The organism is Pacificoceanicola onchidii (assembly GCF_004804335.1).
In the GTDB taxonomy this organism is placed as follows: Bacteria; Pseudomonadota; Alphaproteobacteria; order Rhodobacterales; family Rhodobacteraceae; genus Pacificoceanicola; species Pacificoceanicola onchidii.
In genome coordinates, this window is record NZ_SRXY01000005.1 from 215,886 (window position 1) to 241,957 (window position 26,072).

At 63.5% G+C, this 26,072-nt stretch carries 31 protein-coding genes; 21 read left to right on the forward strand and 10 right to left on the reverse strand.

What is annotated here, in order from left to right; genetic code table 11:
• Positions 1 to 262 precede the first annotated feature (262 nt).
• The 16 genes from E4662_RS14630 (at position 263) to E4662_RS14705 (ending at position 12,831) form a co-directional block, all read left to right on the forward strand.
• Positions 263 to 1,459 carry a phage portal protein gene (locus E4662_RS14630; protein ID WP_136442331.1) on the forward strand — a complete coding sequence of 399 codons (1,197 nt, stop codon included), beginning with the start codon at positions 263 to 265 and terminating at the stop codon, positions 1,457 to 1,459.
• A 1-nt stretch (position 1,460) separates the two neighbouring features.
• Positions 1,461 to 1,679, forward strand: a complete 219-nt coding sequence (locus E4662_RS14635; protein ID WP_136442533.1) for a GTA head formation protein, RCAP_rcc01685 family — start codon at positions 1,461 to 1,463, stop codon at positions 1,677 to 1,679.
• Positions 1,680 to 1,709: 30 nt separating this feature from the next.
• Positions 1,710 to 2,255 (forward strand): HK97 family phage prohead protease, encoded by a 546-nt coding sequence (locus E4662_RS14640; RefSeq protein WP_136442332.1) that lies wholly within the window; start codon positions 1,710 to 1,712, stop codon positions 2,253 to 2,255.
• A 32-nt stretch (positions 2,256 to 2,287) separates the two neighbouring features.
• Entirely contained in the window at positions 2,288 to 3,466 is a 1,179-nt protein-coding gene (locus E4662_RS14645; protein ID WP_136442333.1) for a phage major capsid protein, read from the forward strand.
• A gap of 156 nt (positions 3,467 to 3,622) precedes the next feature.
• On the forward strand, positions 3,623 to 4,216 hold the full coding sequence (locus E4662_RS14650) for a head-tail connector protein (RefSeq protein WP_136442334.1): 594 nt from the start codon (positions 3,623 to 3,625) through the stop codon (positions 4,214 to 4,216).
• Positions 4,213 to 4,548: a phage head closure protein gene (locus E4662_RS14655; RefSeq protein WP_136442335.1), complete on the forward strand. Its 336-nt coding sequence runs from the start codon at positions 4,213 to 4,215 to the stop codon at positions 4,546 to 4,548. The genes E4662_RS14650 and E4662_RS14655 overlap by 4 nt, the downstream gene beginning before the upstream one ends.
• A complete protein-coding gene (locus E4662_RS14660; protein WP_136442336.1) occupies positions 4,545 to 4,958 on the forward strand; it encodes a DUF3168 domain-containing protein in 414 nt (137 codons plus the stop codon). The genes E4662_RS14655 and E4662_RS14660 overlap by 4 nt, the downstream gene beginning before the upstream one ends.
• Positions 4,959 to 5,032: 74 nt before the next feature.
• A complete protein-coding gene (locus E4662_RS14665; RefSeq protein WP_136442337.1) occupies positions 5,033 to 5,455 on the forward strand; it encodes a phage major tail protein, TP901-1 family in 423 nt (140 codons plus the stop codon).
• The gene (locus E4662_RS14670) at positions 5,455 to 5,787 is read left to right on the forward strand and encodes a gene transfer agent family protein (RefSeq protein ID WP_136442338.1); all 333 of its coding nucleotides are present in this window, start codon (positions 5,455 to 5,457) and stop codon (positions 5,785 to 5,787) included. Before E4662_RS14665 ends, E4662_RS14670 begins: the two co-directional genes overlap by 1 nt.
• A complete protein-coding gene (locus E4662_RS14675; protein WP_136442339.1) occupies positions 5,774 to 5,986 on the forward strand; it encodes a rcc01693 family protein in 213 nt (70 codons plus the stop codon). The genes E4662_RS14670 and E4662_RS14675 overlap by 14 nt, the downstream gene beginning before the upstream one ends.
• Positions 5,983 to 6,645, forward strand: coding sequence for a phage tail tape measure protein (locus tag E4662_RS14680; RefSeq protein WP_136442340.1), 663 nt, complete (start codon positions 5,983 to 5,985; stop codon positions 6,643 to 6,645). The genes E4662_RS14675 and E4662_RS14680 overlap by 4 nt, the downstream gene beginning before the upstream one ends.
• 12 nt (positions 6,646 to 6,657) lie before the next feature.
• Positions 6,658 to 7,290, forward strand: coding sequence for a DUF2460 domain-containing protein (locus E4662_RS14685; RefSeq protein WP_136442341.1), 633 nt, complete (start codon positions 6,658 to 6,660; stop codon positions 7,288 to 7,290).
• On the forward strand, positions 7,290 to 8,177 hold the full coding sequence (locus E4662_RS14690; protein ID WP_136442342.1) for a DUF2163 domain-containing protein: 888 nt from the start codon (positions 7,290 to 7,292) through the stop codon (positions 8,175 to 8,177). Before E4662_RS14685 ends, E4662_RS14690 begins: the two co-directional genes overlap by 1 nt.
• A complete protein-coding gene (locus tag E4662_RS14695; protein WP_136442343.1) occupies positions 8,174 to 8,605 on the forward strand; it encodes an NlpC/P60 family protein in 432 nt (143 codons plus the stop codon). The genes E4662_RS14690 and E4662_RS14695 overlap by 4 nt, the downstream gene beginning before the upstream one ends.
• 3 nt (positions 8,606 to 8,608) lie before the next feature.
• The gene (locus E4662_RS14700) at positions 8,609 to 12,541 is read left to right on the forward strand and encodes a baseplate multidomain protein megatron (RefSeq protein ID WP_136442344.1); all 3,933 of its coding nucleotides are present in this window, start codon (positions 8,609 to 8,611) and stop codon (positions 12,539 to 12,541) included.
• Entirely contained in the window at positions 12,538 to 12,831 is a 294-nt protein-coding gene (locus tag E4662_RS14705; RefSeq protein ID WP_136442345.1) for a DUF7742 family protein, read from the forward strand. Before E4662_RS14700 ends, E4662_RS14705 begins: the two co-directional genes overlap by 4 nt.
• 320 nt (positions 12,832 to 13,151) lie before the next feature.
• Here E4662_RS14705 and E4662_RS14710 read toward each other — a convergent pair whose 3' ends face one another.
• Positions 13,152 to 13,505, reverse strand: coding sequence for a TraR/DksA family transcriptional regulator (locus E4662_RS14710; RefSeq protein WP_240705204.1), 354 nt, complete (start codon positions 13,503 to 13,505; stop codon positions 13,152 to 13,154).
• A gap of 65 nt (positions 13,506 to 13,570) precedes the next feature.
• Between E4662_RS14710 and cysE the strand changes: the two genes are divergently transcribed.
• A complete protein-coding gene (cysE, locus tag E4662_RS14715) occupies positions 13,571 to 14,386 on the forward strand; it encodes a serine O-acetyltransferase (RefSeq protein WP_136442347.1) in 816 nt (271 codons plus the stop codon).
• A 63-nt stretch (positions 14,387 to 14,449) separates the two neighbouring features.
• Here the strand turns inward: cysE and E4662_RS14720 are convergent, their stop codons facing one another.
• Genes E4662_RS14720 through pdhA form a run of 5 tightly spaced genes read right to left on the reverse strand, consistent with a single transcriptional unit; the run spans position 14,450 to position 18,782 of the window.
• A complete protein-coding gene (locus E4662_RS14720) occupies positions 14,450 to 15,721 on the reverse strand; it encodes a pyruvate dehydrogenase complex dihydrolipoamide acetyltransferase (RefSeq protein ID WP_136442348.1) in 1,272 nt (423 codons plus the stop codon).
• Entirely contained in the window at positions 15,711 to 16,010 is a 300-nt protein-coding gene (locus E4662_RS14725) for a hypothetical protein (RefSeq protein WP_136442349.1), read from the reverse strand. The genes E4662_RS14720 and E4662_RS14725 overlap by 11 nt, the downstream gene beginning before the upstream one ends.
• Entirely contained in the window at positions 16,007 to 17,365 is a 1,359-nt protein-coding gene (locus E4662_RS14730; protein WP_136442350.1) for a pyruvate dehydrogenase complex E1 component subunit beta, read from the reverse strand. The genes E4662_RS14725 and E4662_RS14730 overlap by 4 nt, the downstream gene beginning before the upstream one ends.
• Positions 17,365 to 17,769, reverse strand: a complete 405-nt coding sequence (locus E4662_RS14735; protein WP_136442351.1) for a VOC family protein — start codon at positions 17,767 to 17,769, stop codon at positions 17,365 to 17,367. Before E4662_RS14735 ends, E4662_RS14730 begins: the two co-directional genes overlap by 1 nt.
• Positions 17,769 to 18,782: a pyruvate dehydrogenase (acetyl-transferring) E1 component subunit alpha gene (gene pdhA, locus E4662_RS14740; protein WP_136442352.1), complete on the reverse strand. Its 1,014-nt coding sequence runs from the start codon at positions 18,780 to 18,782 to the stop codon at positions 17,769 to 17,771. Before pdhA ends, E4662_RS14735 begins: the two co-directional genes overlap by 1 nt.
• Positions 18,783 to 18,995: 213 nt before the next feature.
• Here pdhA and E4662_RS14745 point away from each other — a divergent pair, with 213 nt between their 5' ends.
• Positions 18,996 to 19,625 carry a hypothetical protein gene (locus E4662_RS14745; RefSeq protein ID WP_136442353.1) on the forward strand — a complete coding sequence of 210 codons (630 nt, stop codon included), beginning with the start codon at positions 18,996 to 18,998 and terminating at the stop codon, positions 19,623 to 19,625.
• Between the two features lie 22 nt (positions 19,626 to 19,647).
• Here the strand turns inward: E4662_RS14745 and E4662_RS14750 are convergent, their stop codons facing one another.
• The gene (locus E4662_RS14750) at positions 19,648 to 19,950 is read right to left on the reverse strand and encodes an FtsB family cell division protein (RefSeq protein WP_136442354.1); all 303 of its coding nucleotides are present in this window, start codon (positions 19,948 to 19,950) and stop codon (positions 19,648 to 19,650) included.
• 196 nt (positions 19,951 to 20,146) lie between these two features.
• The gene (locus tag E4662_RS14755) at positions 20,147 to 21,334 is read right to left on the reverse strand and encodes a phosphoglycerate kinase (RefSeq protein WP_136442355.1); all 1,188 of its coding nucleotides are present in this window, start codon (positions 21,332 to 21,334) and stop codon (positions 20,147 to 20,149) included.
• A 126-nt stretch (positions 21,335 to 21,460) separates the two neighbouring features.
• On the opposite strand from E4662_RS14755, the gene E4662_RS14760 reads away from it, so the two are divergent.
• The 3 genes from E4662_RS14760 (at position 21,461) to E4662_RS14770 (ending at position 23,594) form a co-directional block, all read left to right on the forward strand.
• On the forward strand, positions 21,461 to 21,967 hold the full coding sequence (locus tag E4662_RS14760; RefSeq protein ID WP_136442356.1) for a peptidylprolyl isomerase: 507 nt from the start codon (positions 21,461 to 21,463) through the stop codon (positions 21,965 to 21,967).
• Positions 21,960 to 22,517, forward strand: a complete 558-nt coding sequence (locus tag E4662_RS14765) for a peptidylprolyl isomerase (RefSeq protein WP_136442357.1) — start codon at positions 21,960 to 21,962, stop codon at positions 22,515 to 22,517. Before E4662_RS14760 ends, E4662_RS14765 begins: the two co-directional genes overlap by 8 nt.
• Before the next feature lie 117 nt (positions 22,518 to 22,634).
• Positions 22,635 to 23,594 (forward strand): DUF3179 domain-containing protein, encoded by a 960-nt coding sequence (locus E4662_RS14770; protein ID WP_136442358.1) that lies wholly within the window; start codon positions 22,635 to 22,637, stop codon positions 23,592 to 23,594.
• Positions 23,595 to 23,703: 109 nt separating this feature from the next.
• Here E4662_RS14770 and E4662_RS14775 read toward each other — a convergent pair whose 3' ends face one another.
• Positions 23,704 to 24,534, reverse strand: coding sequence for a GNAT family N-acetyltransferase (locus tag E4662_RS14775; protein ID WP_240705205.1), 831 nt, complete (start codon positions 24,532 to 24,534; stop codon positions 23,704 to 23,706).
• A 277-nt stretch (positions 24,535 to 24,811) separates the two neighbouring features.
• Positions 24,812 to 26,062 carry a tyrosine--tRNA ligase gene (tyrS, locus tag E4662_RS14780; RefSeq protein WP_136442360.1) on the reverse strand — a complete coding sequence of 417 codons (1,251 nt, stop codon included), beginning with the start codon at positions 26,060 to 26,062 and terminating at the stop codon, positions 24,812 to 24,814.
• Positions 26,063 to 26,072: the final 10 nt, after the last annotated feature.

The following is a 26,072-nucleotide window of genomic DNA, read 5'->3' on the forward strand; positions in this document are numbered from 1 at the left end:
GGCGACGGCTGGATTCGTTTGGGGAAACCGCACCGGGTTCTTTGTTAAGACCTCGGTAGTCGGAAGTGTAATGTATTGATTTTGATGGAAAACAGTACCGTACGGTGGTGTGAAGCTCTGTTAACTCACGCTTCATAGGTTGTTTTTCGAAGGCGACGGGGGCCACCCCGGAAGACTGATCCAAGGATGCGGCAGACAGGTCGCCGGGGCGCGAGACAGCGCTTCCGGGTGATGGGCTGCGGGCGATAAAGGAGCGCAAGCGATGGTATTCGATTTTCTGCGGCGGAGCGGCAAAGCGGCGGAGGGCGCGGCCCCTGAGGCAAAGGCCTCGGCGACGGGCCCGGTTGTGGCGCATATGACCTCGGGCCGCGTGGCCTGGTCGCCGCGCGACACGGTTTCGCTCACCAAGCAGGCTTTCGCGGGCAACCCGGTCGGGTTTCGCGCAGTCAAGCTGATTGCCGAAGCGGCAGCCGCCTTGCCCTTGGTTTTGCAGGACAGCGGCACGCGTTATGACCAGCATCCGCTTCTGAGCCTTCTGACCGCGCCGAACCCGGCGCAGGGGCGCGCGGAGCTGTTCGAGGCGCTTTACGGCCAGATGCTGCTGTCCGGCGATGGCTACGTCGAGGCGGTTTCCGGCGAGGCGGCGGTGCCGTTCGAGCTGCACGTGCTGCGCTCTGACCGGATGCGCCTGGTGCCGGGGGCTGATGGCTGGCCGGTGGCCTATGAATACGCGGTTGGCGCACGCAAGCACCGCTTTGACGTGACCGGGCCCGTCTCGCCCATCTGCCATATCAAGAGTTTCCATCCGCAGGATGACCATTACGGTCTCTCCCCGCTGCAAGCGGCGGCGCAGGCGGTGGATGTGCACAATGCGGCGAGCCGTTGGAGCAAAGGTTTGCTCGACAATGCAGCGCGCCCCTCTGGTGCGATTGTCTGGAAAGGCGCGGAAGGGCAGGGGCATCTCAGCCCGGAGCAGTTCGAGCGTCTGTCTGCGGAGCTTGAGTCGAACCATCAGGGTGCGCGCAACGCCGGGCGGCCGATGCTGCTGGAAGGCGGGCTTGACTGGCGACCCATGGGCTTCAGCCCGTCGGATATGGAATTCCAGAAGACCAAGGAAGCGGCGGCGCGGGAGATTGCGATTGCCTTTGGCGTGCCGCCGATGCTGCTGGGTATTCCCGGCGAGGCGACTTTTGCCAACTACGCCGAGGCGCACCGCGCGTTCTACCGCCTGACGGTGTTGCCGTTGGCGACGCGGGTCAGTGCAAGCGTGGGACGCTGGCTTTCCGAATTTGTTGGGGAGGCGGTCGAACTCAAGCCGGATCTGGACCAGGTGCCGGCGCTGGCAACGGAGCGCGACGCGCAGTGGTCGCGCGTGGCGACGGCGGATTTCCTGACGGCGGAAGAAAAGCGCCGGATGCTGGGCCTGCCGAGCCTGACCCCGGAGACAGACGGTGACTGATATGCGGCGTACAGCTGAGCCTTTTGCCTGCGCGCCTGCGCTGCGGCTGGAGGCGCATGAGCGGATCAGCCGATTGCAGATGGACGCGTTGAACGCCCGCTATGACCAGCTTGAGAAGATCCTTGAGCGGCTGGAGCGGCGGGTGTGGCTGACGGTGTACGGCGTCGCAGGAGCGATTCTCGTGCAGGTTTTTCAAGGGTTTATGAACGCGGCTCCGTGAGCGCGGATTGGGGAAACGAGGAGACAGATGATGGATCTGGAACACAAGTTCTGCCGTTTTGATGACGAGGTGAAAATCGTCGAAGGCACCGGGATCGAAGGCTATGCAAGCCTGTTTGGTGCCTGTGATCAGGGCGGTGACGTGGTGACCAAAGGCGCTTATGCGCGCTCCCTGCAGAAGCTGACCGGTGACGGGCGCGCGGTAAAGATGCTCTGGCAGCATGACCCGGCCCAGCCGATCGGCATCTGGGACGAGGTGCGCGAGGATGAGCGCGGTCTTTATGTGAAAGGCCGCCTGCTGGAAAGCGTCGAGAAAGGCCGCGAGGCGGCGGCGCTGATCGAGGCGGGCGCGATTGACGGGCTGTCGATCGGGTATCGCACGCTGAAGGCGACAAAGAATGACAAGGGCCAGCGGCTCTTGACCGAACTGGAGCTTTGGGAGGTGTCGCTTGTGACCTTCCCGATGCTGCCCAGTGCGCGGGTTGCATCGAAGGGGGATGATCTCTCGGAAGATGTGGCCATGCGTGAGTTGGCGGACGTCCTGGAGGACATGCGCCGTAACCTGGCGGGCGGCTGACGCACGCCCTCTCAAGACACGGGGAAAACCTCATGACGACACCCGAGACCAAGTCTCGGACCGGGGAAGACTTGTCTCCGGTCACCCGGGTGAGCGCCGCGATGGCGGGGCTCATCGGGGACATCAAGGCCCTCCAGGCCGACCTTTCAGAGAAGCTGAACAAACAGGAAGAGCGACTGACCATGCTTGATCAAAAATCCGCCCGTATGGGCCGCCCCGCGCTTTCGTCCGCTATGCCGGTCGAGGCCCCTCACCAGAAGGCGTTTGACGCCTACCTGCGCTCCGGCGATGACGACGCGCTGCGCGGGCTCGAGCTTGAGGGCAAGGCGATGTCCACGGCTGTCAACTCCGACGGTGGCTACCTGGTTGACCCGCAGACCGCGGAAACCATCAAGTCCACGCTGGCGGCGACCGCCTCCATCCGTGCGATTTCCAGCGTTGTGAACGTTGAGGCGTCTTCCTTTGACGTCCTGATTGATCAGAACGACACCGGCGCGGGCTGGGCGGAAGAGATTTCCTCGACCACCGAAACCGGCACGCCGACCATCGAACGCATCTCCATTCCGCTGTATGAGCTGAATGCGATGCCGAAGGTGTCCCAGCGTCTGCTGGACGACAGTGCGTTTGACGTCGAAGGCTGGCTCGCAGGCCGCATCGCCGAGAAGTTTGCCCGTGCCGAGGCCGGTGCGTTCATCAACGGTGACGGTGTCGACAAGCCGCGCGGCATTCTCGATCACACGCAGGTGGTGAACACCTCCTGGGCCTGGGGTCAGATCGGCTTTGTTGAAGGTTCGGTTGCGACCGATTTCGCCGGTGGCGATACCCTGATCGAGCTGGTTTATGCGCTGGGTGCGCAATACCGCGCCGGGTCCACTTTCGTGATGAACTCCAAGACTGCTGGCGCGCTGCGCAAGCTCAAGGATGCCGATGGCCGTCACCTGTGGTCCGATGGCTTTGCCGCCGGTGAACCCGCGCGTCTGCTCGGCTACCCGGTTCTGATCGCCGAAGACATGCCGGACGTCGGTGTGGGCAACACCCCGATCGCCTTTGGTGACTTCGAGGCTGGCTACACCATCGCCGAGCGTCCGGACCTGCGCGTGCTGCGCGATCCGTTCAGCGCCAAGCCGCACGTCCTGTTCTATGCCACCAAGCGCGTGGGCGGTGACGTGAGCGACTTTGCAGCGATCAAGCTGCTGCGCTGTGTCGCCTAAGGGCGCATGAGACGGGGGGCGGGCAGTTTGTCCGCCCTTTCCGAGGGCGCGCGTCCCGGCGTTGTCCAGCAGCCCCCTCCGCCCTGCGACGTGGGCGGCGCGCGCCCGATCTGAGCCGGGAGCCGGGGGACGGGTGAGAAGCTTTGGAGATAGAACATGATCTTGGTGGAAGAAACACAGGTCGCTGAGGCGGCACTGCCGGTGGCGGCGCTGAAGCAGCATCTGCGCCTTGGCACAGGCTTTGCCGAAGACGATGTGCAGGATGCGGTTCTGGGATCGTTTCTGCGCGCCGCGATGGCTTCGATCGAGGCCCGTTGCGCAAAGGCGCTGATCACGCGGACCTTTGTGATGTCGGTGAATGCCTGGCGCGAGAGCGCAGCACAGGCTCTGCCGGTTGCGCCGGTGGCCGCGGTGACAGATATCACGCTGATCGACGCCTATGGCGCGACCAGCACGGCGGATCCGGCGCGCTATCGGCTGGAACAGGATGCCTTTGCGCCGGTGCTCAAGGGATTTGGCGGCAGCCTGCCTGCCATTCCGGCGGAGGGCGCAGCAGAGGTGCGCTTTGAAGCGGGATATGGTCCGGCGTTTGCCGACCTGCCAGCGGATCTGCAGCAGGCGGTGCTGCTTCTGGCGGCACATTACTACGAATATCGCGATGAGACCGCGCTGAGCCAGGGGTGCATGCCGTTTGGCGTGACCAGCCTGATCGCGCGTTACCGTCCGGTGCGGCTGGGGCTGGGCGCATGAGCACGTCGCTGAACAGACGGCTCACGCTGGAGAGTGCGGAGCGCACGCCCGATGGGGCCGGGGGCTTTGTCGAAGCCTGGCAGGCGCTGGGCACGCTCTGGGCCCATGTGGAGCCGCGCACCGGGCGCTTGGCAGGTGGCGGCACCGGCGAGGTTTCGGTGATGCGCTACCGGATCACCGTGCGCGGCGCGCCGATGGGCCATTCCAACCGGCCCAAGCCCGGCCAGCGTTTTGTCGCGCAGGGGCGCGTTTTCAACATCGAAGCAGTGTCCGAGGACAAGGCCAGGGGGCTCTACCTCGTGTGTCATTGCGAAGAGGAGGTGAGCCCATGAGTTATGCAATGTCTGCAGCGCTTCAGACGGCAGTTTATGCGCAATTGCAAGGGGATGCGGCTCTGACCGCCTTGGTGGGCAGCGATGTCTATGACGCCCTGCCGACCGGCCCTCTGCCCGCGCTTTATGTCTCGCTTGGACCCGAAACCGTGGCCGATGCCTCTGACACCTGCGCGCAGGGCGCCTGGCATGAGTTCATCGTCACGGTGGTGACCGAGGCGGCCGGGTTCCAGTCCGCGAAGGAAGCGGCAGGCGCGGTGAGCGATGCGCTCGACGGGGCCGATCTGAGCCTCAGCCGGGGCCGGCTTGTGGGGCTGTGGTTCCGAAAGGCGAAGGCGAAACGCGACGGTGGCGGGCTGCGCTCGATTGACCTGACGTTTCGGGCGCGTGTCGAGGATGACGCGGCTTAAGGCGTGGAAAAACTGAACAATGCCCGTGGCATGCACGGGCCTCTCTCTCAACCCTTATCAACTGGAGTAGGATCATGGGTGCACAAAACGGCAAGGATCTTCTGATCAAGGTGGACCTGACCGGCGACGGTCTGTTCGAGACAATGGCGGGGCTGCGCGCCACACGGGTGAGCTTCAACGCCGAGCAGGTCGATGTGACCACGCTCGAAAGCCAGGGAGGCTGGCGTGAGTTGCTGGCCGGCGCGGGCGTCAAGAGCGCCAACATTTCCGGCTCTGGCGTTTTCAAGGATGCGGGCACGGATGAGCGCGCGCGGCAGATTTTCTTCGACGGTGAGACCCCGGAGTTTCAGGTGATCATTCCCGACTTCGGCACGGTTGAAGGCGCGTTTCAGGTGACGTCGATCGAATATGCGGGCTCGCACAATGGCGAGGCGACCTATGAGGTCTCGCTCGCATCGGCGGGTGCGCTTGAGTTCATCGCGGCTCCGGCAGCCTGATGGCCAATCCGTGGCGGGGGGATGTGGCGCTGGTCATTGATGGCGAGCGGCGCGTGATGCGGCTGACGTTGGGGGCGTTGGCGGAACTGGAGGCGAGCCTCGAAAGCGGCTCCCTCGTCGACCTGGTGCAGCGGTTCGAGGCCGGAGGTTTCTCTACCCGCGATGTGCTGCGGCTGATCGTGGCGGGCCTGCGCGGTGGCGGCTGGCAGGGGCGGGCGTCTGACCTGCTCCAGGCCGAGATCGAAGGCGGACCGATGGCGGCGGCGAAGGCGGCAGCGGAGCTTCTGGCGCGGGCCTTCATGACGCCGGAGAGCGCGGATGCCGGGGTTTGACTGGCCAGCGCTGATGCGCGCGGGGATCCGCGGGCTGGGGCTGAGCCCGGATGAGTTCTGGGCGCTGACCCCGGCGGAACTGCAGGTGCTCCTGGGCGAAGGGGCCGGAGGGCGACCGATGGGGCGTTCGCGGCTGGGCGAGTTGATGGCGGCCTTCCCCGACAAGGGGGCGGAAACCAAGGAAAGGGCTATGGAATGAGCGAGTTGGATATGATCGACGATCTGGATGGCGAGGTTGACGCGCTGAACGGATCGCTGGGCGGCGCGGTCGCCATGGCTGCGGAGTTCGATGCCGAGCTCAAGCGCATCAACCAGACGTTTTCGGCAACCGGCGGCAGCGCGGCCAAGCTGGAGCGCACACTGAGCGCCGGGGTGAGCCGGGCGATAGATGGCGTGGTCCTTGATGGCATGAAACTGTCGGACGCGCTGCAGGTTGTGGCCACCTCGATGATCAATGCGGCCTACAAGGCGGCGGTGCAGCCGGTGGCGAACCATGTGGGGGGGCTGCTGGCCACGGGCATGTCGGCGATGTTCGGTTCGTTCTCGCCTTTTGCTGATGGCGGCAGCTTTAGCCAGGGTCGGGTGATGCCTTTTGCAACGGGGGGTGTTGTCACCGGGCCGGTGACCTTCCCGATGCGCGGCGGCACCGGGCTGATGGGCGAGGCCGGACCGGAGGCGATCATGCCGCTGAGCCGCGGGCCTGACGGCAAGTTGGGCGTGCGGGCGCAGGGCGGAGGTCAGCCGGTGACGGTGGTGATGAACATCAACACGCCCGACGTACAGGGCTTCCAACGCAGCCAGAGCCAGATCGCGGCACAGATGAGCCGGGCGCTGAGCAAAGGCGCGCGGAACAGGTAATCGGAGGGAAAAATGGCGTTTCATGAAGTGAGATTCCCGGCGGACCTGAGCTTTGGCTCGGTGGGCGGGCCGGAGCGGCGCACGGACATCGTGCAGCTGACCAGCGGATACGAAGAGCGCAACACGCCCTGGGCGCATTCGCGGCGGCGGTATGATGCGGGACTGGGTTTGCGGTCCCTGGACGATGTAGAAGCCTTGATCGCGTTTTTCGAGGCGCGTCAGGGTCAGCTGTTCGGCTTTCGGTGGAAAGACTGGGCCGATTACAAATCCTGCAAACCATCACGGCAACCTGCGATGGGCGATCAGGTGATTGCCACCGGGGATGGTGTGACGCGCAGTTTCCAGCTGATCAAGAGCTATCGCTCGGGCGAAGGGTATTACGCGCGGCCCGTGACCAAGCCGGTCGCCGGGACGGTTCTGGCAGCGGTTCAGGACGTCGAGGCACGCGAAGGTGTGCATTTCGAACTGGATGTGGACACGGGTGTGATCACCTTCGAAGAGCCGCCGCTGGCGGGTGTCGAGGTGAGTGCGGGCTTCGAGTTTGACGTGCCGGTGCGGTTTGACACGGATCGCATCAACGTCAGCGTCGCCAGCTTCCGGGCCGGTCAGGTGCCGGATGTGCCGGTTGTCGAGGTGCGGGTCTGATGCCGGGCGCGGAGGCATTTCACGCGGCGTTGCAGGACGGGATCGGCAGCGTCGCACGGGCCTGGGCGGTGACACGCCGGGACGGGGTCGTGCACGGTTTCACGGATCATGACCGGGATCTGACGTTTGAGGGGATCACCTTCAAGGCAGACACCGGGCTGTCGGCGCGGGCGCTCCAGCAGGCGACGGGTTTGTCGGTGGACAATACCGAGGCCATGGGCGCGTTGAGCGATGCGGCGATCCGGGAAGAAGACATTGCCGCCGGGCGTTACGACGAGGCGGAGGTGGTGTCCTGGCTGGTGAACTGGCAGGACGTTTCCGCCCGCCGCATCCTGTTTCGCGGTTTCATTGGAGAACTCCGCCGGAGCAATGGCGCGTTTCATGCCGAGTTGCGCGGTCTGACGGACAAGCTGAACCGGCCGATTGGCCGTGTTTATCAAAAGACCTGTTCGGCGGTTGTGGGCGAAGGCTGCTGCGGCTTCGATCTCGATACAGCCGGGTATTTTCACGAAGGTGCGGTGCTGGCGGTCGAGGACATGCGCGAGGTGGTCTTTGCCGATCTCAGCGGCTTTGAAGAGGGCTGGTTCCAGCGCGGGCGGCTTGATGTTCTGAGCGGCGAGGCTGCGGGGCTGTCCGGGGTGATCAAACGCGACGAGACGCTGGCGGATGGCACGCGCCGGATTGACCTGTGGGAGCCTTTGCGCGCGAACCTCGCGGCGGGGGACACGGTGAAGATCTTTGCGGGCTGCGACAAGCGGTTTGAGACCTGCCGTCTGAAGTTCAACAACGCGTTGAATTTCCAGGGATTCCCGGACATCCCGGAAGAAGACTGGATCTTCGTTCATGCTTCGCAGGCGAAGAAGACCGGAGGGGGGAGCCGGAGATGAGCGTTGTTGTTGAAGCCGCGCGCGCCTGGATCGGCACGCCCTATGTTCATCAGGCCTCGACCAAGGGGGCAGGCTGTGACTGCCTTGGCCTCTTGCGCGGGGTCTGGCGCGAGGTGATCGGGCCGGAGCCAGAGGTGGTCCCGGCCTATACCGAAGACTGGTCCGAGCCGCAGGGTGACGAGCGGCTGTGGCGCGCGGCGCTGGCGCATCTGGAGCGCAAGCCGCTCGATCAGGCGGAACCGGGTGATGTGCTGCTGTTTCGCATGCGCGATGGCTCGGTTGCGAAACACGTCGGGCTGCAATCGCGCGTCGGGGCGGATGCCGCATTCATTCATGCCTATAGCGGGCATGGCGTTGTCGAGAGTGCGCTGAGCGCACCATGGGCCCGGCGCATTGTCGCGCGGTTTGCCCTTCCATTGGAGGCATAAGGCATGGCTACCATCCTTTTCTCGGTCGCGGGTGCGGCTATTGGCAGTTCCATTGGCGGCTCGGTTCTCGGGCTGAGCATGACGGCCGTCGGCCGCTTTATCGGCGCATCGCTTGGCCGGGCCATTGATCAGCGGATCATGGGGCAGGGCTCCGAGGCGGTTGAGGTCGGCAAGATCGACCGTTTCCGCGTGACCGGGGCCGGGGAAGGCGCGGCGATTGCGCAGACCTATGGTCGGATGCGCATTGGCGGGCACGTGATCTGGGCTACCGAGTTCAAGGAAAAGGTCAAGAAGAAGGGCGGTGGCGGCAAGGGCGCGCCCTCCCAGCCGACGGTCAAGGAATACAGCTATTCGTTGAGCCTCGCGCTTGCGCTTTGCGAAGGGGAAATCACCTCGGTGCAGCGGGTCTGGGCTGATGGGGCTGAGGTTGCGATCAAGGACCTCAACATGCGGGTCTATCGCGGCACCAAGGACCAGTTGCCCGATCCGAAAATGGAAGCGGTGGAAGGGGTGGGTCTTGTGCCAGCCTATCGCGGCACGGCTTATGTGGTGATGGAAGACCTGGAGCTGTCGAACTTCGGCAACCGCATTCCGCAGTTCAGTTTTGAAGTCACCCGCCCTGACCTCGAAGACGAGGCGGAAGTGGCGCAGGCCGTGACCGGCGTGGCGATGATCCCTGGCACCGGGGAATACGCGCTGGCGACGGAGCCGGTCTATATGAACTACGCGGCGGGCACGGCCAATCCCTTTGGCGTGACCAAGAAAGGCAAGCGGGTGGTGAATGTGAACTCGCCCTCCGAGGAGCCGGATTTCAACACCTCGCTGAAGCAACTCACCGACGAGTTGCCAGCCTGCAAGGCGACCTCTCTGGTTGTCAGCTGGTTCGGCAATGACCTGCGCTGCGGAAGCTGTGAGATCAAGCCGAAGGTTGAGGAAAAGGAATTCGAGGCATCGAAAATGCCGTGGTCTGTCAGCGGATTGAGCCGTGACGGGGCGGAGCGCGTGCCGCTCTCGCTGGAACGTCCGGTTTATGGTGGAACGCCGACGGACGCCTCCGTGGTGCAGGCGATCCGCAAGATGACGGACGAGGGGCTGGAGGTGATGTATTATCCCTTCATCCTGATGGATCAGCTGGACAATGCCTTGCCCGATCCCTGGACCGGCGAGGACGGCCAGCCGCGTCTGCCCTGGCGCGGGCGGATCACGCTGAGCGTGGCTCCGGGGCGGGATGGCTCGCCCGATGGCACGGCGGCGGCGGATGCGGAAGTGGCGAGCTTTATCGGCACGGTCACGGCGGCGGATTTCTCTGTCGGCAACGACTCCGTGACCTACAACGGGCCGGAGGAGTGGAGCTATTCGCGCTTTATCCTCCATCAGGCGGCGCTTTGCGCGGCAGCAGGAGATGTGACAGCCTTCTGCATCGGCTCCGAAATGCGCGCGCTGACACAGATTCGGGGCGCGGGCGGCTTCCCGGCGGTGCAGGCCCTCGTTGCCCTGGCCGGTGAATGCCGGGCCTTGCTCGGTCCGGATGTGAAGATCGGTTATGCGGCGGACTGGACCGAGTATTTTGGCTACCACCCGCAGGACGGATCGGGGGATCTGTATTTCCATCTCGATCCGCTTTGGGCCGACGACCAGATCGATTTCATTGGCATCGACAACTACATGCCGCTCTCCGATTGGCGCGACGAAGAGGGCCATGCGGATGAGGCGTGGCAGTCGATCTACAACGTCGATTACCTGAAGGCGAATATCGCCGGGGGTGAGGGTTATGATTGGTATTACGACAGCGCCGAAGGCCGCGCCATGCAGCGCCGTGAGCCAATTGAAGATGGGGCTTACGGCGAGCCGTGGGTTTGGCGGTACAAGGACATTCGCAACTGGTGGGAGAACGACCACTACGAGCGGCAGGGCGGTGTACGGGCGCTCGACCCGACGGACTGGGAGCCCGGCAGCAAGCCGGTCTGGTTCACCGAGATCGGCTGCGCGGCCGTGGACAAAGGCACGAACCAGCCCAACAAGTTCGTGGATCCGAAAAGCTCGGAATCCTCTTTGCCGTATTATTCCAACGGGATGCGCGATGAGCTGATCCAGAGGATGTACCTGCGGGCCATGTACGAGTTCTGGGGCGATGCCGCGAACAATCCGGTCTCCGAAGTGTATGGCGAGCCGATGATCGACATGGACCGGACCTTTGTCTGGGCCTGGGATGCGCGGCCTTATCCGTGGTTCCCCGGCAATGAAGACCTGTGGTCCGATGGGCCGAACTATCGCCGGGGGCATTGGCTCAACGGGCGCGCCTCGGGGCAGACGCTGGCGTCGATTGTGCGCGAGATCTGCGCGCGGTCAGGTGTGACCGAAATCGACACCAGTCAGTTGCACGGCTATGTGCGCGGCTATGTGGTCCCGCGGGTCTCGGATGCGCGCCACGCGTTGCAGCCGCTGATGATTGCCTATGGCTTTGACGCGATCGAGCGGGATGGGCTGTTGGTGTTCCGGATGCGAACCGGGGAGAATGCGGTTGAACTGGGTCATGAAGATCTTGCGTTGAGCGAAGAGGTCGAGGGCGATTTGGCCGAAACGCGGGCGGGTGAAGTGGAAATGGCGGGCCGCGTGCGCGTCAGCTTCATCGAGGCCGACGGCGATCACGTGGTGTCCTCGGAAGAGACCGTGCTGCCCGACGAGCGCACCCATGCGGTTGCGGAGACGGATCTCAACATGGCCATGACCCGCGCGGAAGGCCGGCAGACGGTTGAACGCTGGCTGGCGGAATCGCGGGTGGCGCGGGACAGCATGCGCTTTGCCTTGCCGCCGTCGAAACTGGCGTTGGGCGCAGGCGACATCGTGCGCCTGCCGTCGAAATCGGGGCCGGTGCTGGCTCGGATTGACCGGGTTGAGGTCACGGACCGGCAGGTGGTCGATGCGGTGCGCATCGAGCCGGACGTGTTCACGCCGTCCGAGTACATCGATGAAGGCGCGCAGATGCGCGGGTTCACCGCTGCGGCCCCGGTCACGCCGATCTTCATGGACCTGCCGCTGATGAGCGGCGAGGAGGTGCCCCACGCGCCGCATCTGGCCATCGCGGCCGAGCCATGGCCGGGCAGCGTTGCGGTCTACGATTCGCCGTTTGATGCGGACTATGTGCTGAACGACATCATCGCCACGCGCTCGGCCGTGGGGGTGACCGAAACACCGCTGCATGCCGCGCCCATGGGGCGGCTTGATCGGGGCGATGCGCTTCGGGTGCGCCTGCAGTCGGGATCACTGCAGTCGATTTCTGATGAAGCCTTGCTCGCGGGAGGCAACCTCATGGCCATTGGTGATGGCACGCCGGGCAATTGGGAGTTGCTGCAGTTCCGCGAGGCGGATCTTGTGGAAGAAGATGTCTGGGAGCTGCGCAACCGTCTGCGGGGGCAGGCGGGCAGCGATGGTCTGATGCCGGATACCTGGCCGACCGGATCGCTGGTGGTGATGATGGACGGAACGCCGTCACAGATCGCGCTGGCGGCGGCTCAGAGGCGGCTGGATCGGCATTTCCGCATCGGTCCGGCACGGCGGCCCTACGACGATCCGACTTATGTGCACGCGGTGCACGCCTTCGATGGCAACGGGTTGCGGCCCTACAGCCCGGTGCATCTGTCGACCTCGTCCGGGGCGGCTGGCCTGACGCTGCGCTGGATTCGGCGGACGCGCGTGGACGGTGATGTCTGGGAGGTTCCGGAGGTGCCGCTGGGCGAAGAAAGCGAGAGCTATCTTGTGCGTGTGATGCAGGGCGGGACGGTTCTGCGTGAGGATCAGGTCGGGACGCCGGAGTGGGTCTATTCGGGTGAGGCGCAGGCCACCGATGGGGTGAGTGGGGTGACGACGCTGGCGGTGGCGCAGGTCTCTGCCCATTATGGTCCGGGGCCGTTTGCCTCCCATGTGGTGACGTTATGAGGCCGGTGCTGCACGGAGACGTGCGCGCGGCGGCGCGGGCTTTGCTGTCCGTGCCGGCCTGCGCCCGCGAAGGTCTGGCGCGGCGGCTGGTGGCGCAGGCCGAGGCGGCGGATCGCTACCGAAAGCGCATGGGTCGGGCGCATCCGTTCTGGGGCAACGGCACCTTGATGGCCGCGGCCCTCGGGCGCGGCGCGGTTGCTGCGGACCGCAGGCTCGACGATGTGGAGTTTGCGGACTGTTTTGTGGCGGTGCTGGAAGCTTTGAAGGGACGGCGGCGGGTTGAGGGGTGAGGTTTGGCCTTGAGCGGACGTTGAGCCGACCCCGTTCCCGACTTGATCCGGGACCTCATGTTAAGTGCACAAGCCCCGCCTATCGGCGGGCCGTGGTACGGCGAGCCACCCTCTGATCCCCTTGTTTTATCTTAGAAACTGGCGCGCTAGGCCGGTGTAACGCCCAGCAACAACCCAATCGCCGTGCCGTCACGCCAAAGGCGTGCCGAGATTATGCTGGCGCACCTCTGGTGCGACGGGGCGGCCCGTCGATAGGCGCGGCGGCCTGCGGCCGTGATTCCGCGCCAGAGGTGAGATGAACGTCCGTTTCACGCCACCATCTACCCGCGCGCGCAGGAAATGCAGAGGCGCGCGGCGGGATCAAGCTCCAGCCGCTTGGTGGCGATTGTCTCGCCGCAGTCTTCGCAATAGCCGAACGCGCCTTCATCCATCCGCGCCAATGCGGCGTTCAAAGCCTGCCGGGTTGTGTCGCGGCGGGCCTGTGTGGCCTTGGCCATGGATTGGTTTAGCAGCGCGTCCTGACGCGACAGCCGCCCGATGGCCTGCTGATCGAGGGTGACAGTAGCCTGCCCCCCGGCGCCAAGCGCGTCTTCCGCGTCGAGATCGGCCAATCGGGCCGTGATCAGCGATCGGAACCGCTCTGTTTCCTCTTCACGCATCGCAATACCACCCATCACGCATTTGCGTTTCGCCAAAAACAGACTATCTGCTAAGCTCCCGGCGTCAAAGGAGTAAGACGATGGCAGAAACGCGTGCAAAGCTGGCGGAGGTTGATCCGGTCTGGGCCCGTGTGGTCCGTGAGGCCGAAGAGGCCGTGGACACGGAGCCGCTGCTGGGCGGCATGGTGCATTATTCGATCCTGCACTACCCGACGCTGGAAAAGGCGCTGGCGTTCCGGATTTCGCTCAAGCTGGCCAATGGGGAAATGTCCGAGCAGATCCTGCGGGAAATCTGTGACGAGGCCTATGAGGCCGATCCGGACATCGCGGCAGCGGCGCGGGCGGATATCGTGGCGGTGCATGACCGTGACCCGGCCTGCCACCGGTACCTGCAGCCGATTCTGTTCTTCAAGGGCTTTCAGGCGATCCAAGCCTACCGCATCGGCAACTGGCTGTGGCGGCAGGGGCGGGCCGATATGGCGTATTTCTTCCAGATGCGCTCGTCCGAGGTCTTTGGAATCGACATTCACCCCGCCGCGCGTATTGGCCGGGGCATCATGATCGACCACGCCCATTCCATCGTGATCGGCGAGACAGCGGTTGTGGGCGATAACGTGTCGATGCTGCATTCGGTGACGCTTGGCGGGACCGGCAAGGAAGAGGAAGACCGCCACCCAAAGATCGGAAACGGCGTTCTGATCGGGGCAGGGGCCAAGGTGCTTGGCAACATCCGCGTGGGCGATTGCAGCCGCATCGCGGCGGGATCCGTTGTTCTGAACGAAGTGCCGGAATGCACCACCGTCGCCGGAGTGCCTGCGCGGATCGTGGGAGAGGCGGGTTGCGCCCAGCCGTCGATCAGCATGGATCAGCTTCTGCGGGATGCGGATAAGGTTTAACAACGAAGGGCCGAACGCTTTGAACGCGTTCGGTCCTCTCTTTTTGCGAAACAACCAGTTCCGTCAGGCCAGCATCGCCATCGGGTTTTCCAGATTGTCGACAATGGCTTGCAGGAGTTCTGCGCCCAGAGCGCCGTCGATGACACGGTGATCGACGGAGAGGGTGACGGACATGACCGAGGCGACGGAGAGGTCGCCGTCGGGGCCGACTACGGGCTTTTTCACACCTGCGCCGACTGCAAGGATTGCGCCGTGGGGCGGGTTGATGACCGCGTCGAAATTGTCGATGCCGAACATGCCGAGGTTGGAGATTGCGAAGCTGCCGCCCTGGTATTCATGCGGGGCCAGTTTGCGGCTCCTGGCGCGGGAGGCGAGGTCTTTCATCTCGGCGGAAAGGGCAGAGAGGGATTTGCTCTCGGCGTCCTGAAGGACCGGCGTGAAGAGGCCGCCTTCGATGGCGACGGCGACGGCCACGTCGGAAGGCTCAAGCTGCAGGACGCGATCCCCTGCCCAGACCGCGTTGGCGGCGGGGACTTGCTGGAGCGCGAGGGCGCAGGCCTTGATGATGAAGTCATTGACCGAAAGTTTGACGCCGCGTTTTTCCAGCTGCTTGTTCAGATCTCCCCGGAAGGCGAGCAGCGCGTCGAGACGGATGTCGCGGCGCAGGTAGAAATGCGGGATCGACTGTTTGGCCTCGGTGAGGCGGGCAGCAATGGTCTTGCGCATGCCGTCGAGGGGGACTTCGGTGAAGCTGCGGCCCTCGTAGAGTTTGGCCACGGCGCTGGCGTTGACGGGCTGGGGCGCGGGGGCGGCGGCTTGCGGCGCGGGCTCCTCCGCCCGGATGGGCGGCGTCGCGGTGGCACCTTCCACGTCGGCCTTGATGATGCGGCCACGGGGGCCGGAGCCTTTTATCTGTGATAAATCAAGACCTTTGTCCGCAGCGATGCGGCGGGCGAGGGGGGTGGCGAAGACGCGCGCGCCTTCGGGTTTCGGCGCCGGGGCGGCGGTGGGTGCGGTGCTCTCGGCCGGGGCGGCCGCAGCCAGGGTTTCCGGCGCGGGCGCGGGTGCAGAAGCGATGGCATCGGCGCTTTCGCCCTCTTCGAGCAGGACGGCGATGGGGGTGTTCACCTTCACATCGGCCGTGCCCTCTGCGATCAGGATCTTGCCCATGGTGCCTTCATCGACCGCCTCAAACTCCATTGTGGCCTTGTCGGTTTCGATCTCGGCCAGCACGTCGCCGGACTGGACCATGTCGCCTTCCTTGACCAGCCATTTGGCGAGCGTGCCTTCTTCCATCGTGGGCGAGAGCGCGGGCATCAGGATTTCAATGGGCATCGTCAAGCGCCTCCTGCGGGCTGGGGTCCTGGGACCTAGAAGAAGCAATCAGGGAAAGGGTGTCATAAGGGCGGCGCGGGGACCGCCCTTTTGCAAGCGTGTCAATGGCGGCGGCGAGCGGTTTGCGGTGGGCTGCAATCCACTCGTAGGCTTCCTGGTGTGAGGGGCGTTCGCCGGGGCGCAGACCTTCCATCAGAAACTCGGGCACAAGGGCGCAGCCCGCGTCGGTTTCGACGCGGTAGGCCTCGCGCGCGGCATCCCGGCCTTTGACCTCCACGCGGGGGCTCATCGATACGTGACCTTCTTCACCGCTGCGATGACGTCGTCGGTGGTGACAAGTGCCAGTTTTTCGAGGTTCGCGGCATAGGGCATTGGCACGTCTTTGCCGGTGCAGTTGATCACCGGCGCGTCGAGGTAGTCGAAAGCCTGTTCCATGAGCACGGCAGAGATGTGATTGCCGATGGCGCCAACCGGGAAACCTTCTTCGATGGTCACGCAGCGGTTGGTTTTCTGCACGCTTGCGATGATCGTGTCGGTGTCCATCGGGCGCAGGGTGCGCAGGTCGATGACCTCTGCGGAAATGCCGTCTTCGGCCAGCTTGTCCGCCGCCTCCAGAGCATAGCTCATTCCGATGCCAAAGCTGACGAGGGTGACATCGGTGCCTTCCCGCCAGATGCGGGCCTTGCCGAAGGGGACGGTGTAATCATCGAGGCGCGGTACGTCGAAGCTGCGGCCATAGAGGATCTCGTTTTCGAGAAAGATCACCGGGTTGGGATCGCGGATGGCGGACTTGAGCAGGCCTTTGGCGTCGGAGGCCGAATAGGGCATGACCACCTTCAGGCCGGGGATATGGGTGTACCACGCCGCGTAGTCCTGAGAGTGCTGCGCGCCGACCCGCGCCGCCGCGCCGTTCGGGCCACGGAAGACGATGGGACAGCCCATCTGACCGCCGGACATGTAGAGAGTCTTGGCTGCGGAATTGATAATCTGATCAATCGCTTGCATGGCGAAGTTGAAAGTCATGAACTCGACAATCGGCTTGAGGCCGCCAAAGGCCGCGCCAACGCCAATACCGGCAAAACCGTGTTCGGTGATCGGCGTGTCGATCACCCGTTTGGAGCCGAAATCGTCCAGAAGGCCCTGGCTGATCTTGTAGGCACCCTGATATTCGCCAACCTCTTCGCCCATGAGAAAGACATCTTCGTCGCGGCGCATTTCCTCGGCCATGGCGTCGCGGAGCGCTTCGCGGACGGTTTGCTTCTTGGTCTTGGTGCCAGCGGGCCAGGGGGCCTCGGCTTTGACCGGTTCAATCGGCTTTGCAGGGGCACTCTGGCGGCCCGGCTCGGGGGCCGTGGCAGGCGTTTCGGTTGCAGCCGCAGGGGCGCTGTCCGGTACCGCCTCGCCTTCCTCGACGAGCAGGGCGATGGGGGTGTTTACCTTCACATCCGCCGTGCCTTCAGCGATCAGAAGCTTGCCCATGATCCCTTCATCGACCGCCTCGAATTCCATCGTGGCCTTGTCGGTTTCGATTTCGGCCAGCACGTCGCCGGACTGGACCATGTCACCTTCCTTGACCAGCCATTTGGCAAGCGTGCCTTCTTCCATCGTGGGCGAGAGGGCGGGCATGAGAATTTCGATTGCCATTACTGTGCGCCTTCTTCGACTTGGGACAGGAAACCGACGATATTGCCTTCGCCGTCCTCGACATAGGCAAAGCGGCCAACGCCGGGCATGGTTTCGGGCGGCAAGGCCTCTGATCCGCCATTGGCAAGCGCCCATGCATAGCGTTCGTCACAATCAGCGACGTCGAAGGTCATGGTGCCGCCGCGCACGGGGGAGCCTGCGGGGGAGGCCGCGCCCATGCGGCGCATCATGCCGCCGGTCAGCCCGCCTTGCGCCGCGTCCGGAGCGACAAAACCACCCCCGGTGATGATCTGATACTCGATGTCTTCGCCCATCGGGGCCGGGGTGATGGTCCAGCCGAACAGCCCTTCATAGAAGGCCTTGGCGCGGGGGACGTCATCCACGTAAATCTCGAAATGCGGCATCACACGGCCCCTTCTGTCGGCGCGTCAGCGTAAATGTCCGTCCAGAGCTCTTCGAGCGCCGGTTCGGGGCTGTTGCGGGCGAAATCGGCGCTGTCGCCGACGATCTTCTTGATCTCCTTGTCGATCGCCTTGAGGTCCTCTTCGGAGGCATGTTTGCCGGTGAGGAGCATCTCGCGCACGTGGTCGATCGGGTCGCGCTCTTCGCGCATTTTCTGCACCTCTTCGCGGGTGCGGTACTTGGCCGGATCGGACATGGAGTGGCCGCGATAGCGGTAGGTCTTGATCTCCAGAATGTAGGGGCCCTTGCCGGAGCGGCAGTGTTTGACGGCTTTCTCGCCAGCCGCCTTGACCGCCAGAACGTCCATGCCGTCAACGATCTCGCCCTTGATGCCAAAAGCCGCGCCTCGGGTGTAAAGCTCGGGCGTGGAGGTGGAGCGTTTTTGCGCGGTGCCCATGGCGTACTGGTTGTTTTCAATGACAAAAACCACCGGAAGATCCCAAAGAGCGGCCATGTTGAAGGTCTCGTAAACCTGCCCCTGGTTGGCCGCGCCATCGCCGAAATAGGTGAAGGTCACGCGGCCGTTGCCCTTGTATTTGTCCGCAAAGGCCAGCCCTGCGCCAAGCGGCACCTGCGCGCCAACGATGCCATGACCGCCGTAAAAATGCTTCTCGCGGCTGAACATGTGCATGGAGCCGCCTTTGCCCTTGGAGTAGCCCCCCTCGCGGCCCGTGAGCTCGGCCATGACGCCGTTCGGATCCATGCCGCAGGCAAGCATGTGGCCGTGGTCGCGATACGAGGTGATGCGCTTGTCACCCTCTTCGGCGGCGGCCTCCAGCCCGACGACAACGGCCTCCTGACCGATGTAGAGGTGACAGAAGCCACCGATCAGACCCATGCCGTAAAGCTGCCCCGCCTTCTCTTCGAAGCGGCGGATCAGAAGCATGTCGCGGTAGTAGGTCAGAAGCTCTTCGGCGGACACATTGGGTGCTGCCGCTGCCTTGCGCGCTGCCATGGCGTCTCCTCCCCAGGAATTTGTTTAACGTTGAACTTTTTTCAAAGCGTAGCCGGGGAGGGGGAGGGAGTAAAGTCTGACGGTTTGGCTGAGGTCCGCTAGCGACAAAATGACTTTAAAGGACCGGGTTTCATTGTTCAGCGACCTGAACCACATTGAAAGGGTAGAGCAACCATAGGTGGAATTGCCACCATTGAAGAAAAGGAACTGGATATGAGTTTTTTAAGAACAGCGTTAATTGTGGCGGGACTGGTCGCGGGCGCGTCGAGCGCAAATGCGTTCTCGATTACTCAGGTGGATCCAATCTCCTATGCGCTGAATACGGATGCGGTCTCCTTCACGGCTTCCTCCACCGTGTTGGGCAGTGATCTGGCAGGGTTTTACCTGGACAACGTTTTTTCGGCACCTCACTCGTTTCCGGGATTGGAAAACGGCGGCATCTTGAACTTTAGCATAAACGGTGGTCCGCTAGCGACGACCCTAGACCCTTCGGGACTCATTCAAGCCTTCAATTCGAGTGTCGTCGGCCTGACGGATCCTTTGGATCTTTTGGTAATTGTCCGGTTTCCTTCAACTTTTGTTTTGAATGCCGGTGATACCATTCATTTTGAAGCAGGTTCGCTTGGGTTCTCAATTCCGAGCAGCCCATCCAATGTCGTGCAGGATCTCGTTGCGGGCACTTACGATGCGTTTTTGATCAATACCGATGGACAACAGGTGAGCACGGCCTCCTCTGCAACCATTGCAGAGATCGCGGCTGTGCCACTGCCGGCAAGCCTCTGGCTCCTGATTGGGGCTTCGGGATTGATCTTGGGTGTGCGCAGAGGAAAGAACACGGGCTGAAACGCGCGTTTTTTCGCGGCTGTCAGTTTACGACAATTTCGTCGGCGCGGACCATGCCGAGGATGTCGCGGGCCTGTTGATCGAGCAGGTCGAGGTCGAGGTATTCGTCCGACAGTCGGTGCGTGAGGTTTTCCATGTGTGCGACCTCTTCGTGCAGAAGGTCCAGCTCGCCCTGCAACTCATGGGCGGCCTGCGTGATCTCGGCGCGGCGGAACAACCCGTAGTCGCCCTGCACGGCGGCGAAGGTGAAATAGGCCGAAAGGCTCAACGCGACTGCGAAGAAGATCAGGACGCCGAATGTGGGGCGGGTGCGCCTGTGGGGCATGGGCCGGAATACCTGTGATCACTGCTTGAATGCCGTCTCTTGCCGGACGGCTGGGCGCAGAATGCCACGGGGGGATTGAGTGGAAAAGAGGCGATTCGCGCGGCCGCGAATCGGCAGGAAAGCGTTGCATTCCTGCCGATTGGTTAACGCGGGGGGCAGTCGTCGCCCCTGATGGGGCGCCTCCTTAGGGTGGGCTTCAGCCGAGCGCTGCGACGCCGGGAAGCTCCTTGCCTTCCATCCATTCCAGGAAGGCCCCACCGGCGGTGGAGATATAGGTGAAATCCTCTGCCGCGCCGGATTTGTTCAGTGCCGCAACCGTATCCCCGCCGCCAGCGACAGAGACAAGCTGGCTGGCCGCGCTTTGCTTGGCGGCGTGTTTGGCGGCGGCGTTGGTAGCCACGTCGAAAGGTTCGATCTCGAACGCGCCAAGAGGGCCGTTCCAGATCAGCGTCTTGGCCTTTTCGATCGCCGCCTTGACCGCTACGACGCTGTCCGGGCCCGCATCGAGGATCATCGCATCTTCGGGGCAAGCATCCGCCGCGACGGTCTCGTTTGCCGCTCCGGCCTTGAATTCGCGCGCCACGACGACGTCGGTGGGCAGCAGGATCTCGCAGCCTGCGGTTTTCGCCTTTTCGACGATTTCGCGGGCGGTGGGGGCCATGTCATGCTCGCAGAGCGAGGCCCCGACGGACAGGCCCTGTGCCGCAAGGAAGGTGTTGGCCATGCCGCCGCCGATCACCAGCATGTCGACTTTTTCGACAAGGTTGCCGAGCAGATCCAGCTTGGTCGAGACCTTCGCCCCGCCGACAACCGCCAGAACCGGGCGCTCCGGCGTACCGAGCGCGCTTTCCAGCGCCGAAAGCTCTGCCTGCATCAGGCGGCCTGCGCAGGAAGGCAGCAGTTGCGCCAGACCTTCGGTCGAGGCATGGGCGCGGTGGGCGGCGGAGAAGGCATCGTTGCAGTAGATATCGCCCAGTTTGGCCATCTCGGCGGCCAGGTCCGGATCGTTCTTCTCTTCGCCCTTGTGGAAACGGGTGTTTTCCAGAAGCGCGACCTGGCCGGGTTCCAGCGCGTCAATTACGGCAGCAGCAGCCGGGCCGACACAATCAGCGGCAAAGACCACCGAGACACCCAGAACCGATTCCAGCGCGGGGATGAGCATCTGCAGGCTCATATCATCGCGGCGCTCGCCCTTGGGGCGGCCAAAGTGGGCGAGGAGCACCGGCTTGCCACCTCGATCAAGAATATCCTGTACGGTCACGCTGATGCGCTCGATGCGCGTGGTGTCGGTGACGGTGCCACTCTCGACCGGCACGTTGATATCGACACGGGTCAGAACCCGTTTTCCGTCCAGGTCCATCTCGTCAAGGGTCTTCCAGGCCATGGTGCTCTCCCACATTTTCCCTGAGCGCTGTCTGCCCTTTGTGAGCCGGGGCGTCAACGGCGACTTGGCAAGCGCGCGCAGGGCTATTAAGTCCCTTGGTCAAAGCAAATCCCAAGGGAGCGGACCATGGCCGAGATCAAAGACCCAGAAAACACCATCCTGATGGAGCTCAAAGGCGGCACCGTCACAATCGAACTGCTGCCCGATGTGGCCCCGCAGCACGTGGCGCGCATGAAGGAGCTGGCGCGCGCGGGCAAGTATGACGGTGTGGTGTTTCACCGGGTGATCGAGGGCTTCATGGCCCAGACCGGTGATGTCGAGCACGGCAACATGAACGACGGTTTCAACATCCGCCGCGCGGGCACCGGTGGTTCGGACCTGCCGGACCTTCCGGCCGAGTTCTCGCGGATCCCGCACGCCCGGGGCAGCCTCGGCGCGGCGCGCTCGCAGAACCCGAACTCCGCCAACTCGCAGTTCTTCATCAACTTCAAGGACAACGATTTCCTCAATGGCCAGTACACCGTGTACGGTCAGGTTGTCGAAGGTATGGAGCATGTGGACGCCATCGTGCGCGGCGAGCCGCCTGCGAACCCGGACACGATGATTTCGGTCAAGGTGGCTGCGGATGCGTAAGCTCGCCGCTGTCTTTGCCCTGATGGCCTCGCCCGCGCTGGCGACGGGGCTCTCTGTCGAGATTGCCGGGGAAGGGGCCAATGGCACGGTTGTCATCGACCTCTTCGAGGACGTGGCCCCGGGTCACGTGGCGCAGATCACCGAACTGGCCGAAGCGGGCGAGTATGACAACGTGGTCTTTCACCGCGTCATCGACGGCTTCATGGCCCAGACCGGCGACGTGATGTTTGGCGACTCCGCTGCTGATGGGTTCGATATGCGCATGGCGGGTCGGGGTGGATCCGATCGCCCGGACCTCAAGGCCGAGTTCTCGGACATTTCCTATGAGCGCGGCGTGGTCGGCATGGCCCGCTCGCAGTCTCCGGACAGCGCCAACTCGCAGTTCTTCATCATGTTCGAGCCGGGTCCGTTTCTGAACGGGCAATACACGGTGGTTGGCGAAGTGACTGAAGGCATGGACGTGGTGGACGCCATCAAGCGCGGCGAAGGCCGCAACGGTGAAGTGTTCGGCGAGCCGGACCGGATGGTGACGGTCACCGTAACCGAATAAGACGCATATCCCGGTGGGATTTTCGAAAGGCGGGGCTTTGGCTCCGCCTTTTGTGATTCAAATTGGCTTGGGTCTTGTGGGGATTTGCGCCCATGATCGCCGCAGGAGGATTGAGCCATGCGGATATTGACGTTGCTTCTGGTGGTCTGGGCGGGCGTGGCCTCGGCCGATCCCGGCTTTTGGAAACACGAATGGCCGAGGACCGATTTCAGCAAGACCACGGTGGAAAACTGGGTCGAGATCATGTCGGGCGGGCCGGGCAAGGACGGCATTCCGGCCTTGAGCGATCCGAAAATGATGGCGGTGGCGGACAAGCGCGGCCTTGCGCCGAACGAGCCGGTGATTGCGCTGGAGATGGACGGGGCCAGGGCGCGGGCCTATCCGATCCGCTACCTGACCTGGCATGAGATCGTCAATGACCGTGTGGCCGGGGTGCCGGTGGCGGTGACCTTCTGTCCTTTGTGCAACTCGGCGCTGACATTCGAGCGGCAATACCGGGGCAAGGAGTTGGAGTTCGGCGTGACCGGCAAGCTGCGCAACTCGGACATGGTGATGTACGACAGGCAGACGGAAAGCTGGTGGCAACAGGCGGTTGGCCTTGGAATCGTTGGAGATTTGACGGGGGTGAAGCTCAAACAGATGCCGTCCTGGATGGAGGATTGGCAGAGTTTCGCCGCGCGTAATCCGGATGGGTTGGTGATGGCCGAGCCGCCCGCGCGGCGCGATTACGGGCGCAATCCTTATCGCGGCTACGATACCTCACACCGACCGTTTTTGTACAACGGAGAGATGCCGCCGCATGACATTCCACCGCTGGTGCGGGTGGTTCGGGTGGGGGACCGGGCCTGGCCGCTGACGCGTCTGGCGCGGGCTGGCGAAGTGAAGGAAGCAGGCGTGACGCTGTCGTGGCGCGCAGGGCAAGCCTCGGCGCTGGACACCAGCACGATCTCCAAGGGACGCGATGTGGGCTCGGTCCGGGTGCGCGATGCGTCGGGGCGCGATCTGCCGCATGACGTGATGTTCGCCTTTGCCTTCCACGCGTTCTGGCCGGATGGGGAGTGGATGCTGGGGCAGTGATAGTGGGTCTCTGGTTGGTGGCGGAAGTTTTTCTCACTTCAGGCGCGGCGGCCTGCTGCCTTTGTTCCGCGCCTGTGGTACGGAGAATGACCGCCAAAAGCTCAACCCGTCACGCCGCCAGCCGCTTCGGCAAGTGCCGTGCTATTGCAGCCAAAGCCCCGAAATGCAGCCATGTCCCGCCCAGCCGGTGCGTTTCTGCCCCTGTGCCGAGCTTGAACCGTGCCAGCCCCGGTGCGTCCTGCGTGTTGATTGTGCCCAGATCAAGCACACGGTGCCCCTGTTCCGCCAGCGCCTGCATGGCCGTGAACAGAGCAAGGTTCATCGCGTTCCGCTTGCGCCCTTCTACCGTCACATGCCCCATCTGCCAGGTCGCCATGGCGCCGTGGCGCAGCATCAAAGCCGCCGCCAGCGGCTCCCCACGTTGTGACACTTCCCACAGCTGCGCCTTGCCCGGATTGGCCCGCGCAAAGGCCACAGACAGCGCCGGGGGCAGGCTGCGATAGCCCTTCACCTTTGCCTGCCGCGCTTCTGCCTCGAGCAGCCAATGGTTCGCAGACAAAGGATGCCGTGTCACTCGCAGCCCGGATTTTTCCGCCCGGTTCAGCCGGTTGCGCCATTTCTGATGCAGCCGGGCGCGCATGGTGGCCGCGTCGGTCAGGGGCACGAGCGCCAGCGTCGCAGGCGTCATCAGAGGCCAGAACCCGGCCTTGATCAAATACTCGGGCGCAATCCCGTCGCTGTTCAGGATCAGCGGCCTGCCATCCTGCCAGCGCTCAAAGCTGTTCAACCAATCCATGTGATCCGACGGGGCCGCGGCCACCGGCCCGCGCGAGATCATGTCGACACGGCCCAGCACCGGCAGCTTGCGCGATTGCACCTGCCAGCACAGCCGTTCTGCGCCGCCGCTTTCGCGTTCGATCCGGCGGATGGGCAACCTCATGGCCTCGCAGGCGCGGGCAAATTCGGCAGATTGGGGGAGCGGGTACAGCAATCCTGTCATTTGGGCAATTTACGGAATCGAAACTTTCCGCGTGGTTAATGCGCCCATGAAAAACACGATTGCCCCGCGTCCCCGTCCTACATCCGGCGCCGCCCTGTTGCTGGCCGTGATGCTCTCAGCGCCGCTTGTTGTGCTCGCTGCCGTGGAAGTTGTTCTATGACGTAAACGAAAAACGCCGCCCCGGTCAGGGCGGCGCATCCTTAGACATGCGCTGAGATCAGGCGAGCTTGATCAGCGCGTGGCGTTTCTTGCCTGCGCTGAGTTTGATCGGTGTGGCCAGCGCGCCTGCGTCGAGCACCAGTCCCGCATCGGTCAGAGGCGCGTCGTCCATGCGTGCGCCGTTCTCCGCGATCAGGCGCTTGGCCTCTTTGCCGGATTTGGCGAGGCCCGAGCGCACGATAAGCTGTACGATGGAGATGCCGTCACCCACGTCCTCGGCGGAGAGTTCCAGCGTTGGCAGATCGTCGCCAACCCCGCCTTTTTCAAAGACTTCCCGCGCCGTCGCCTCTGCCGCCGCCGCAGCCTCTGCGCCGTGGCACAGCGTGGTGACAGCATTCGCAAGGACGATCTTCGCTTCGTTGATTTCCGAGCCCGCCAGCGCGCCAAGCCGGTCACACTCCTCGACCTCGATCTCGGTGTAGAGCTTGAGGAAGCGGCCCACGTCCGCGTCCGTCGTGTTGCGCCAGAACTGCCAGAACTCATAAGGAGAGCGCATCTCCGCATTGAGCCAGACCGCGCCGTCCTGCGATTTGCCCATCTTCTTGCCGTCCGATGTGGTCAGAAGCGGCGATGTCAGGCCATAGATCTCATGGTCGAGCACGCGGCGCGTGAGATCAATACCGTTGACGATATTGCCCCACTGGTCGCTGCCGCCCATCTGGAGCAGACAGCCATAACGGCGATTCAGCTCAAGGAAATCATAGGCTTGCAGGATCATGTAGTTGAATTCGAGGAACGAGAGCGATTGCTCCCGGTCAAGCCGCGACTTGACGCTTTCAAAGGCCAGCATCCGGTTGACCGAGAAATGCCGCCCGATGTCACGCAGGAACTCGAGGTAGTTCAGCCCATCCAGCCACTCGGCGTTGTTGAGCATGAGCGCAGGGTTTTCCGCGCGGTCATAATCGAGGTACTTCGCAAAAACCTGTTTGATGCCCGAAATATTGTCGTCGATCTGCTCTTCGGTCAGCAGCGGGCGCTCATCGGCCCGGAAAGACGGATCTCCCACCTTTGTCGTGCCGCCGCCCATGAGCGTGATCGGCTGATGGCCGGTCTTTTGCAGCCAGCGCAACATCATGATCTGGATCAGGCTGCCCACATGCAGCGACTTCGCCGTCGCATCAAACCCGATATAGGCCGGCACGCACCCTTTGCTCAGCGCCTCATCAAGGCCCTGATAATCGGTGCAATCGGCAAGGTAGCCGCGCTGCATCATGATCGCCATGAAATCCGATTTGGGATGGTAGGTCATAGGGTGCCTC